The organism is Legionella hackeliae, assembly GCF_000953655.1.
GTDB classification, from domain to species: Bacteria; Pseudomonadota; Gammaproteobacteria; order Legionellales; family Legionellaceae; genus Tatlockia; species Tatlockia hackeliae.
Genome location: NZ_LN681225.1, coordinates 3,036,943 through 3,049,333, shown reverse-complemented (window position 1 = coordinate 3,049,333; position 12,391 = coordinate 3,036,943). Strand labels below are relative to the sequence as shown.

Below are 12,391 nucleotides of genomic sequence, written 5' to 3'. Positions count from 1 at the left end.
TTGATTGAAAACTGGAACTAGGTCTTCTAAAATGAAAGATATTTGTTCAATTGGGTTGATATTATAACAATATGAAAGCTATAGATATCCTCAGCATCACCTCCGTAGTTCCTGAACAAACAGTTTCTAGCCAAGAAATTATACATGAAGCCAACGGACATTTAAGCACAGACGTCCACTCAATGCTTGCTTCAATGGAGATCGACCAACGCTATTTCGTGGTAGAGGACTATCCACGATATCTATCAGGAAAGATACCTAGACGACTAATCGAGAATATTAATGATCTTGCGGTGAAATCAATTTATAAATGCGCTAATTCTATAAAAAAAGAGGTAAACATTTGCCTATTTATTACCGTTACCAATACAGCAATGAGGCCATTACGATCTATGGCATATCAAATAATAGCTAAAGTGGATCCAACAATACTTTCTCGTGAGGTTAGCGTTATCAATATGCAAAATCAAGGATACTCTTCGCTAGTGAAAGCTATTGAGGTAGCTCAATCATTTCTAACAACAAATCCTCGTAAGCAAGCCTTAATTAGGGTTGCTGAAACACATACCGCCATGAGTCCTCCCACTTTAATTGAAAAAACAATTGCGTTTAGTGAGATTCGGTCAATAGTAGAAGGAGAGGAAAAAGAAGCAGCGACACTTCGATTAAATAAATTAATTAATAGCCATCTACTTGGTGATGGGGCAGTGTCCATGTTGTTACAACTTGGCGAAGATAAACAAAATTTTGAATGTGTTCACCTTACAAATCAATCCTGTAAAGATACTGAGATTTTACATATGGATGAAGGAGGGAGTTTTAAGCCACTTTATGAGGGATTTCCACAATATTATTTAAGTAAAATAGTTCCTGCCCGAGGCCTATTTTACAGTAAGCGTTTATTTCAAAAACTATGTGGCGGCTCTGAAGGAAACTATATCGATAACATTGATTTCTTTCTGATTCATACCGGCAGTAAGAAAATTATCGACGGTGTTAGACATGCTTTTAGTTTGGAAGAAAACGAGAAAGTTTCTCATTCCTATTCAATTATTAAAAACTTTGGCAATTTATCCTCCTGCTCGATTGGATTTATGCTTGATGAAGCTCTTAACATACATAAAAAAACCGGTAACTTTTTCTTAATTTCTTTTGGCGTAGGCTTTAGTGGCAGTATTGCCAAATGGCAACTTAGAGGGGTTGTAGAAAACTAGACTGATAAATTGATAATTATAATAGGTCCATGTCTCTTGGCTGATAGCATTTTTATTGGCCAACTTTTTAGCATGGCAATGCAAAAAAGGAGTTGAGTAATGAGTAATACTGAAATTTTGGCGTGTGGGGGCTATTTACCAAAAAAAATTATCCTCAACGAGGATCTTGAATCAGTATTGACTACAACGGATACCTGGATTACGCAAATGACAGGTATCAAACAACGACACATGCTTGCGGAAAATGAGGATTTTCTGGATTGTAGCTATAACGCAGCATTTGCGGCTTTTACTGAAGCTCAAATTTCGCCAGAAGAGATTAATTTAATTATCGTTGCAACAACAACGCCTTATCGACTAATGCCGAGTACAGCCGCGATGCTACAACAAAAATTGCAGATCCATAATTGTATAGCATTTGATATGCAAGCAGCATGCTCAGGTTTTATCTATGCGCTGGCCAATGCTTATTATTTTATGCAAAGCAGCCCACACGTTGAATATGCCTTAGTGTTGGGCTGTGATGCCTTCTCTAATGTTATAGATCACAGTGACCGAACAACAGGAATATTATTTGGTGATGGGTTTGGCGCATTTCTATTAAAACGTTCGTTAGACTCCAATAGAAAAGGAATTTTTTATTGCAAGCTTGGCTCGGATGGGAAGGGGAGTGATGATTTATACATTCCTTGGGGGATTGGTCAGGGAATCGAGAATCTAACCGAGAAGAAACCGTATATTCTCATGAATGGTAAACAAGTTTTCAAAAATGCGGTTTTTCGTTTTACTCAAGAAATCAAACAAGCCTTGGAGAGCACTCATTTAACGATTGAAGATATCCAATACTTTATTCCCCATCAAGCAAATATTCGCATTTTGCAATCTGTAGCCAGTGCTTTAGATATTCCAATGGAGAAAATTATTGTTTCCCTTGATAAACATGCGAACACTTCGGCCGCGTCCATTCCTTTGGCATTTAATCAAGCTTATCATGAGGGGCGAATCAAGCGAGGCGATTTAATTTTACTCACAGGGTTTGGAGCTGGTTATACCTGGGGAACGACTATTTTTGAATTTTAAAATTACATAGATTGTCTACTAATCTGCAACAATTCTTCTCCTGGCGACTATTTGTAGGTTACAATTCCTCCAATTTATTCTCATCGCGTTACCCATGCAGCTAAAAGAGTTAAAATTAGCAGGATTTAAATCCTTTGTTGATCCTACTGTGGTCCCCTTTCCAAGCCAATTAGTGGCTGTAGTTGGGCCTAATGGTTGTGGAAAATCTAACGTTATTGACGCCGTACGTTGGGTAATGGGAGAAAGTTCAGCAAAAAATCTGCGCGGCGAGTCCATGACAGATGTGATTTTCAATGGCTCAACCCAGCGTAAAGCAGTAGGACAAGCCTCTGTTGAATTAATTTTTGATAATAGTCTTGGACGTTTAGCAGGACAATACGGTAGTTATCAGGAAATTTCTGTAAAGAGGGTTGTTACTCGTGATGGTGATTCTTCTTACTATCTAAATGGGAGTCGCTGTCGCCGTCGTGACATTACCGATATCTTTTTAGGCACAGGAGCTGGGGCACGTGGTTATTCAATCATTGGTCAAGGCACTATCTCACGCATTGTTGAAGCTCGCCCTGAAGAACTAAGAGCCTATCTGGAAGAAGCTGCGGGTGTCTCAAAATACAAGGAGCGCCGTCGTGAAACAGTATTACGCATCAATCATACTCGTGAGAATTTAGCGCGAGTTGCAGATATTCGAGATGAGCTCGATAAACAACTGCAACGACTCGAGCGTCAGGCAAAAGCTGCCGAACGCTATAAATTACTGAAAGCAGAAGAGCGTTTATATAAAGCTGAAATTTTAGCATTAAAATGGCAAACGCTTACTGAAGATCAAGTGACAAAGCAAGCTGTCATAAAAGAGTTAATGGCTGAGCATGAAAAGCATCAGGCTAATGCTGCGGATGCCTATAAGCAAAGCACAGTATTGCGAGAAAAACTTCAAGATGACAATGAAATTTTCCAGCAAATACAGTCCAATTTTTACCAGTTGGCAACGGATATTGCTCGTTTGGAAGAAACTATCCAACAAAATCAACGAGAAAAACAGCGCCTGCAAGCTGATCAGCAACAAATACAAGTAGACTGGCAAGCTGCAACTCGCCAAATAGAGCAAGATACGGAAATATTACAAAATAGTGAGAAATCATTAGATTTATTGTTTAATAATTGGCAAAAATTGCAAACTGAGTTTAGCGAGAAGCAGCAGTTGCTACAGAACGTGCAACAACAGCAAACAAGCTGGAATGCAAAAATACAAACAATACAAACGGAGCTAAACAAAGCTTTACGTGAAACTCAAGTTGAACAAGTGCGTTTGCAACACATTGCTGAACAGCGACAACAAATATTAACTCGCTTGGAAAAGATTACTGAAGAACAGCAGCTTGGCGAAATTGATGATCTTATTGAGGCGCTCAAAATTCAAAAAGACTCATTTACAACGCTGGAAACGCTCATGCAACATCGAGAGCATGTGTATCAGCAAGTGTCTTCAGAGTTAGCTTCATGTCGAGAGCAATTTCTAGAGACAGAAACCTTGGTGTTAGAAGCCCAAGACAATGTTCACTCGTTAACGACAAGGCACGCTACATTACTCGCTACACAGCAAGCAGCCTTAGGCCGGGCGCAAACTGTCACGCCCTCTCATCTGTGGAAGAATAATCCTCGTCTGGTTGAGAAATTGACCGTTGCCAAAGAATGGCAATATGCTTGCGAATTAGTTTTAGGAGAGGGTTTACAGGCAATCGTTCTTGATTCTTTGGATGAACTGTGGCCTTCACTCAAAGAAATGCCAATCCAGACGGCTGTATTTCTTACTCCAGAAGTCGATAGTCCTACCAGGAAGACTTTCCCACGTCTTAGTGAAATGATCACCGGTCTCAATCCCAATTGGTTGCTTTCTCTGAAGAGTATTTATGCGGCTACCAATCTGGATGAAGCATTATCCTGGTTACCTCATTTACAAGAGAATGAGTCAATCATTACCCCCAGTGGCTATTGGTTAGCCAAAAAATGGGTCAAAATTGCCATACCCTCTGAGCAAGAGCAAGGTGGATTGTTAGGGCGACAGGAAGAGTTAGTCACATTGAATGAAAGCCTGGTTGTCGCCCAAACCCATTTGTCCGGTTTGAAAGAAAAACGTCATCAACTACATGAGACACTCAAAACGCTTGAACAGCACCTTGAAATGGCTAAGCAAGATCTTTCCAAAGTTCGCGATGATTATAAAACATGTGAAGGGGAAATCGCTAACAAAGAGCGTACCCGTCAGCAAATAGAAACACGAACAAGTCTGCTAGCGATTGAAAAAGACGAACTTACAGGAAAATTGGAAGAACTTGCGATCGATAAGGAAAAAACAGAAAGCGCTTTATTGACAGCGACCCAAACTGCAACTCGTTATGAGCAGGAGCAAAAAACTGTCAACACTGAAAAAAATGTTTGGGAAGAAACCTTATCAAGTCAGCGAGACGACATTGATGAAACAAGATCTTTGTTGCATCAAAGTCAATTGGCTTATGACAGAGAAAAAATTAAAATTCAACAACTGACTGAAAATGTGAAACGTGAGCAATTACGTTTAGAAACATTAAATGACCGTATGGAAGCCCTAGCCTCTCGCTTAATGGCATTGGACGCACCAGCAACAGAACTTCAAGAGCGACTCGAGGAAAAGATTCTGCGACATAATGAACTTGAAACGCAGTTAACTGTTTTCAGAGAGGGGCTCAATGTCTTAACGAAAGAACTGGAGTCTTTTGAGACTTTGGTTCGTATGGAAGAAAAAAATGCTCAGTTGGTTCAGGAAAAAATACAGCAGGAGCAAATGCAAGAGCAAGCCCTTGCTGTTCGTGCCACTGGCATTATTGAGTCTTTGACAGAGCTTGATGTGCAGCTAAAAGAGTTGCTTGCTAACATCCCTGCGGATGTATCTCAGGCATTACGTGAGCAAATGTTAGACGAGGTTATTGAGAAAATTAAACGTTTAGGGGCAATCAATCTGGCCGCTATTGAAGAATATGAGACCGAATCTCAACGAAAACAGCACTTAGACGAGCAATATCAGGATTTAAGTGAAGCATTAGCAACATTAGATGCTGCGATTGAAAAAATGGATAAAGAAACACAGCAGCGATTTAAAAATACGTTTGACGAAGTTAATACTGCTTTTCAAGCACTTTTCCCCCGTCTTTTTGGAGGGGGACGTGCAATGTTAGAGTTAACTTGCGATAATCTGCTAGAAGCTGGTATTTTAGTGATGGCTCAACCTCCGGGTAAACGAAATAGCACCATTCATTTGTTGTCAGGAGGAGAAAAAGCAATGACTGCGGTGGCCTTGGTGTTTGCGATTTTTCAATTGAATCCCTCGCCTTTTTGTATGCTGGATGAAGTTGATGCGCCACTGGACGATGTTAATGTCGGCCGATTTTGTACTTTAGTAAAAGAGATGTCACAATTCGTACAGTTCCTGTTTATCACCCATAACAAAGTAACCATGGAATTGGCAAATCATTTAATTGGGGTAACCATGCGTGAACCTGGTGTTTCTCGGGTGGTTGCAGTGGATGTAGAACAGGCTTTGTCTATGAGCTCGTCTTAACAGTACATACGAGCTCTTTGAATAGAGGAGTTAGAAATGCAGGCAAATTGGAGTCTTATCCTTAATGTTCTGTTACTCATTGGAGTTGTGATTGCTATCGGGCGTTTAATGAAAGCAAGACGTCAAAGCTTAAATCCGGTTAGCTATCAACCTTCCTTAGGACAAGCAGAGACCAAACATTTTGATGATATTATTGCTGTGCGTAAGGTCAATAATAATGCTCAAGACAACCTTTTGGCACAGGGTGATAGTTTTGTTGAAACCACGCCTGCAAAGACCATGATTATGGGTGAAATGGACGAAATAGACGACGAAAAACCAGCGATAACCAATGAACCTGGCAAATCATTGATGATGTTTTTGCTAGCTAAGGAAAATCGTCAATTAGCGGGTTATGAACTATTACAGACTGTATTAGGTGCAGGATTACGTTTTGGCGAAGGGCAATTATTTCATAGACACCAATATGCAAATGGCCAGGGTCCTGTCCTTTGCAGCCTTGCTGCGGCTACCGCAACTGGAGTTTTTGATTTACAAAATATTGGTGCATTTAGTGTAAGAGGGCTATGTCTTTTCATGCAATCTTCAGGTAATCCAACAATTGATGCAGAGCGCCTAAGCATTATGTATGAAACCGCCAAGCAATTACGTGATGGATTGGATACTTATTTACTTGATGAAAAACGCCAGCCATTAACGGAGTCAAGTTTGGCTCATTATTATCGCCTTCTTAATATCAGTGAAGCTTATGAGCTGCCTGCCCTGGCTTAAATGTGCTTCTGAGCAACTTACATTACAAGTAAAATTAAACCTGGGGCCAGCTTATTAAGTATGCCCCCTTGCTCGAAGTGGTATTTCGCAAACGCACAAGCGTCCTGATGGTATTTCATGGCGCATGGATGAGACCTATGTTAAAAAAGGCCAGTGGGTTTATTTGTATTGGGCAGTTGATGAAGGAAATACCGTTGATTTCATGCTGTCAGGACAACATGACGAACCCCGCAGCGAAGGCATTTTATGAGAAAGCTATCGGTTCAAACAGTATTCCAGACAAAGTCGATTTAAAGCGTTTCATTCGGCAGATGCAACCTTAGCAGGAATTGAATTACACCATATGCTCCGAAAGGGACAACATCATCAATCTGCCAATCAAACTATTTTTCAACAGTTCCATGGGATCGCCGCATAAGGGCGCCCCTAAATAACTCCGGTCTGAGCCTAAATTGATTTGCGACAAAGCCCTTTCTACTTAATGAGAGTTCTAAGTTGTATGGGATAATACTAGATGTTTTTTGTAGTTATCCGATGCATTTCAGTTTTGTTTATAATAAAAAAGTATAAAATTCACTCACTCTCTGGTGACACGAGCCAATAATCAGTACACTAGGCTTTTTACTCTTTTAAAATTGCTATGAACCTAAACGATATCGCAAAATTACTTGATACATCTTGTGCCGGTAATCCACTAATAACAGGGATTTGCATTGACAGTCGTCAAGTTAAACCAGGAAATTTATTTATTGCTTTGCGAGGCGAGCGTTTTGATGGGCATGACTTTATGGCTGAAGTCGCTGCAAAGGGAGCTGTTGCTATAGTTTGTAGCGAAATTAATAATGAAATAACAATTCCCCAATTGAAAGTTCCGGATACCTTGCAAGCCTTGGCAAAAATTGCTACTGCTCATCGCCAAACCATTAATTGTCCAATAATTGCTCTAACTGGTAGCAATGGTAAAACCAGTGTGAAGGAAATGATAGCCACAATTTTACCGAAACCTGCCCATGCAACACCAGGAAATTTAAACAATCATATTGGTGCTCCATTGACTGTATTGCAATTAAATCCCAGTCATCGTTATGCTGTTTTTGAGTTGGGTGCTAACCATGTTGGGGAAATTGCCTATACTGCTGCCATTGTGCAACCGCAAGTGGCATTAATTAATAATATTGCTCCAGCGCACATCGGTGAATTCGGATCAATAGACGGGGTAGCGCGGACCAAAGGTGAAATTTATCAAGCCCTTCCGCAAGGGGGAACTGCAGTTATCAATGAAGATGACAGTTATGCACACTTCTGGGATGGCAGCTTAACCGGGAAAAAAGTGTTACGTTTTTCGTTAAATAAACCAGTTGATGTTTATTCAAAGAATATTGAATTTAATGAGCAAGGTTGTGCCCAGTTTGAGTTGGTACTGCCGTCAGGACATGGTCAAGTGACGTTACAAGTACCTGGAGAGCATACGGTGTCGAATGCTTTGGCTGCCGCGAGTTGTTGTCATGCTGCTGGCATTAGTCTGGCGGATATCATTCAAGGTCTGAATCAATTCCGTGGTGTTCCTGGGCGTATGACATTCTTACAAGGCAAAAACCAATGTTTAGTTATCGATGATACCTATAACGCTAACCTACGCTCCGTATTAACTGCTGTTTCTGTATTAGCGAAACGTCAAGGACGTCGTATTCTCGTTTTGGGAGATATGGGCGAGCTGGGAGGCTGGACTCAGGAACATCACGAAGAAATTGGCTATGCTGCCCAACGTCAAGGTATTGATGTATTAATGACTTGCGGTACCCATAGCGCACACACCAGTAAAGCGTTTGGAGACAGTGCCAAGCACTATAGCAATCAAGAAGAATTGGCCCAAGATTTGCTCAATAAACTTGATGCTAATACAACTGTATTGGTAAAAGGTTCGCGTTCTGCAGCGATGGAAAAAATTGTGCATCATTTGGTGGGTTGATTTATCCAGAATATGATATGCTTGGCAATTTTTTGCCCGGCCTAAAAATTCCGCGGGTCTTTGGGGCTACTCCCCCTAACTTTTAAATGAGGTATAGATAACATGCTTTACTGGTTAACGCAGCTATTACAAGGACAGTATCATGCGTTTAGAGTATTTCAGTATTTAACATTTCGTTCTATTTTAGCTGCATTAACAGCACTTCTAGTGGGACTATTTTGCGGTCCTTTAATGATTAAGTGGTTGAGAAATCTACAGATTGGGCAAATGGTACGTGATGATGGACCTAAAACTCATTTATCTAAAGCGGGTACTCCCACCATGGGGGGGGTTTTGATTCTGTTAGCCATTATTTCCAGTTGTTTGTTATGGGGAGACCTACGACAGCCTGCTTTATGGTTGGTGTTATTGGTTACATCGGGTTTCGGCCTGGTAGGCTGGGTTGATGACTATCGTAAGTTAGTGCGTAAGAATAGTAAAGGGTTGCCCGCGAGATGGAAATATTTCTGGCAGTCAATAATTGCGCTGGGTGCCGTATTCTACTTGTATTGGAATGCTGAAATTCCTGTGCAAACCCAGTTGACGGTTCCGTTTTTTAAAGATTTATTGATTGGTTTAGGCCCTCTATTTCCTGTCTTGGCTTATTTTGTCATTGTTGGCAGTAGCAATGCTGTTAATCTTACCGATGGTTTAGATGGATTAGCTATTGTACCTATTGTAATGGTTGCCGGGGCTTTGGGTATTTTTGCTTATGCGAGCTCCAATGCAATTTATGCGCATTATTTGACTATTCCTTTTGTTCCTAATACCGGTGAGTTAACTATTTTCTGTTCAGCGATTGTAGGTGCTGGCCTTGGTTTCCTTTGGTATAACAGCTATCCAGCCCAAGTCTTTATGGGGGATGTAGGATCTCTAGCACTCGGCGCTGCTTTAGGAATGGTTGCTGTTATTGTTAGACAAGAATTAGTCCTGTTAATTATGGGGGGGTTATTTGTTCTTGAGACAGTGTCTGTAATTTTGCAGGTAGGATACTTTAAATATACCGGTGGTAAACGTTTATTCCGCATGGCACCCTTACACCATCATTTTGAATTAAAAGGGTGGTCTGAACCTAAGGTTATTGTGCGCTTTTGGATTATGACCGTAGTGTTTGTGCTTTGTGGTTTAGCAACCTTAAAACTTCGATAGGTGCAATTATGAACCAACCACTTTACTTAATCGCAGGTTTAGGAAAAACAGGGCATTCTATCGCTGGTTATTTACGGCGACGAAATTTGCCTTTTGTAGTTTTTGATACCCGTAAAGAAGTAAAGGGATTAGCTGAGTTCGCTGCTGAATTTCCAGGCGTTGATGTATTTTTAGGGGAATTACCTAACACGATTTACCAACAATTGACGGCAATTATTACCAGTCCGGGGATATCCCTGGATGAAGTATTTCTTCAAGAGGCTTTTCGCCGTAACATTCCTGTGTTGGGTGATATTGAGTGCTTGGCACGTGAAATACATGCGCCAGTCATTGCTATTACAGGGACTAATGGTAAATCAACGGTCACAACATTAGTCGGAGAAATGGCCAAAATAGCCGGATTGTCAGTGGCAGTTGCAGGTAATATTGGTTTGCCAGTTCTTGATCTTTTAGATAATGAATATGATTATGATCTTTGGGTCCTTGAGTTATCCAGTTTCCAATTGGATTTAACCTACTCGCTTAGACCTGTTGCTGCGACTGTTTTAAATGTATCTCCTGATCACCTGGACAGGCACCATACCTATGGAGCCTATATTGATTCTAAACAACGAATTTATCAAAACGCACAATTCCTTTTATACAATCGTCAAGATGAGCATACTTATCCTAAAGTGGAACTGACGCATGCCAAAAGAGCAGATTACGGCCTTGATAAACCGACTGCTTCAAATTGGGGAATTGTTGAGAAAAATGGTATTCATTATCTTGCACAGGGAGAGCACTGCTTTTTAGCAGTTGACGACCTGCGCATCAAAGGGAAACACAACTGGCAGAATGCTTTGGCTGCGTGTGCTTTAGCTCGGGCAGCAGGGATAGATTTCGAACCTATCATTCATGTACTCCGATCGTTTAAGGGACTCCCTCACCGTTGTCAGTGGGTAAGAACTTTAAATCAAGTGGATTGGATTAATGATTCGAAAGGAACCAATATTGGTGCCACTATTTCTGCCATTTCTGGAATAGGAGGTTCCATGCAAGGGAAAATAGTATTAATCGCCGGTGGCCAAGGAAAGGGAGCTGATTTTGCTGAACTTCGTACCCCTGTTGCCGATTATGTGCGCTCAGTCGTCCTCATTGGAGAAGATGCGGACAAAATTGAAACGGCTCTATCTGATATAGTACCGATATTACGAGCCCCTTCGCTCGACGGTGCTGTTATGCTCGCAAAAGAGCAAGCAAAGCCAGGGGATGTTGTTTTATTATCTCCAGCTTGTGCAAGTCTTGATATGTTTCGTGATTTTAATCACCGCGGTGAAGTATTTACAGATTTAGTAGGTAAATTGTGAGTACGATGCATCCACGACATTATAATCTGCGCGGCAAACCAACCCATAAACCCATCGCTCTTTATGATAAATGGTTAATGGGTGCAGTCCTTGGCTTGATAATTATTGGCTTGATGATGGTGGCTTCGAGTTCAGTGATGATTTCTACCAAATATTATCATCAGCCATTTCATTTTTTAATAAGACAGGCATGCTATCTTTTTGCTGGTTTTATGGCAGCTCTCGTTGTTATGCGAATAGATAGCAGTACGTGGGAAAAAATGAGCATGCCCTTGTTACTGATTTGTTTATTAATGCTTTTGGTGGTTTTAATTCCTGGTATTGGTCGAATTGTGAATGGCTCAAGACGTTGGCTCGCGTTTGGACCAATAGGAATACAAGTTTCTGAGTTGGCAAAATTGACGATGATTTTCTATGTTGCAGGCTATTTGGTACGGCAACAGGAAAGCGTGCGTCACAGTATTTTAGGCTTTATAAAGCCAATGATCATTTTAGGTGTAGTCTCTATTTTGCTACTTAAGGAGCCTGACTTTGGGGCCACAGTAGTTATCTCTGGAACAGTGATGGCGCTTTTGTTCCTGGCAGGTGTAAAATTTCGTTATTACATTGGATTGCTGATTATCGTCATTTTCTGCTTGGCTATGCTTGCACTTTCCTCACCTTACCGGGTGGCACGTATTACGGCTTTCCTGGATCCTTGGGCTGATCAATTCAATAGTGGCTATCAATTGACCCAATCACTGATTGCGTTTGGACGTGGTGGATGGTTTGGAGTTGGTTTAGGGGACAGTGTACAGAAATTATTTTATTTGCCTGAGGCGCATACGGATTTTTTATTTGCTGTGCTGGCTGAGGAATTAGGCTTAGTTGGCGTACTTTTGGTATTAACTTTATATAGTATACTCGTTATAAGAGGTATGGCTATAGGGTTTACTGCTTACAGTCAAGAGCGTTTATTCGCTGCTTTTACAGCGTATGGACTAACTTTCTGGATTGGATTGCAAGCAGCAATTAATATGGGAGTCAATTCGGGATTACTGCCTACAAAAGGATTAACCTTACCACTATTAAGTTATGGTGGAGCTAGTATGGTAGTGAATTGTGTAGTTATGGCACTTTTATTGCGTATTGATCATGAGAACCGTTGGCAATCTTTAGGATTAAGAGCGCCGACTTAATAATCGACAGGGCGAATGCATTGTAAAACGGCTCTTTTTTAAAGCCAATG

General features: G+C 40.9%; 8 protein-coding genes and 1 pseudogene. All 9 read left to right on the top strand.

Features of this window, described 5'->3' with window-relative positions:
- Positions 1-71: 71 nt before the first annotated feature.
- The 9 genes and pseudogenes from LHA_RS13520 (at position 72) to ftsW (ending at position 12,341) form a co-directional block, all read left to right on the top strand.
- Positions 72-1,214 (top strand): 3-oxoacyl-[acyl-carrier-protein] synthase III C-terminal domain-containing protein, encoded by a 1,143-nt coding sequence (locus LHA_RS13520; RefSeq protein WP_045107007.1) that lies wholly within the window; start codon positions 72-74, stop codon positions 1,212-1,214.
- A gap of 99 nt (positions 1,215-1,313) precedes the next feature.
- Complete coding sequence (locus tag LHA_RS13515; protein WP_045107006.1) at positions 1,314-2,294, top strand: beta-ketoacyl-ACP synthase III; 981 nt, start codon at positions 1,314-1,316, stop codon at positions 2,292-2,294.
- Between the two features lie 94 nt (positions 2,295-2,388).
- Positions 2,389-5,886, top strand: coding sequence for a chromosome segregation protein SMC (smc, locus tag LHA_RS13510; RefSeq protein ID WP_045107005.1), 3,498 nt, complete (start codon positions 2,389-2,391; stop codon positions 5,884-5,886).
- A 36-nt stretch (positions 5,887-5,922) separates the two neighbouring features.
- Positions 5,923-6,657: a cell division protein ZipA C-terminal FtsZ-binding domain-containing protein gene (locus tag LHA_RS13505; RefSeq protein WP_045107004.1), complete on the top strand. Its 735-nt coding sequence runs from the start codon at positions 5,923-5,925 to the stop codon at positions 6,655-6,657.
- Positions 6,658-6,707: 50 nt separating this feature from the next.
- Positions 6,708-6,944 (top strand): annotated as a pseudogene (locus LHA_RS17705) (DDE-type integrase/transposase/recombinase); the annotation flags it as partial.
- A gap of 353 nt (positions 6,945-7,297) precedes the next feature.
- On the top strand, positions 7,298-8,626 hold the full coding sequence (locus LHA_RS13500) for a UDP-N-acetylmuramoyl-tripeptide--D-alanyl-D-alanine ligase (RefSeq protein ID WP_045107003.1): 1,329 nt from the start codon (positions 7,298-7,300) through the stop codon (positions 8,624-8,626).
- Between the two features lie 102 nt (positions 8,627-8,728).
- Positions 8,729-9,814, top strand: coding sequence for a phospho-N-acetylmuramoyl-pentapeptide-transferase (gene mraY, locus LHA_RS13495; RefSeq protein WP_045107002.1), 1,086 nt, complete (start codon positions 8,729-8,731; stop codon positions 9,812-9,814).
- An 8-nt stretch (positions 9,815-9,822) separates the two neighbouring features.
- Positions 9,823-11,163, top strand: a complete 1,341-nt coding sequence (murD, locus tag LHA_RS13490; RefSeq protein WP_045107001.1) for a UDP-N-acetylmuramoyl-L-alanine--D-glutamate ligase — start codon at positions 9,823-9,825, stop codon at positions 11,161-11,163.
- A 5-nt stretch (positions 11,164-11,168) separates the two neighbouring features.
- Entirely contained in the window at positions 11,169-12,341 is a 1,173-nt protein-coding gene (gene ftsW / locus LHA_RS13485) for a putative lipid II flippase FtsW (RefSeq protein WP_045107000.1), read from the top strand.
- Positions 12,342-12,391 lie beyond the last annotated feature (50 nt).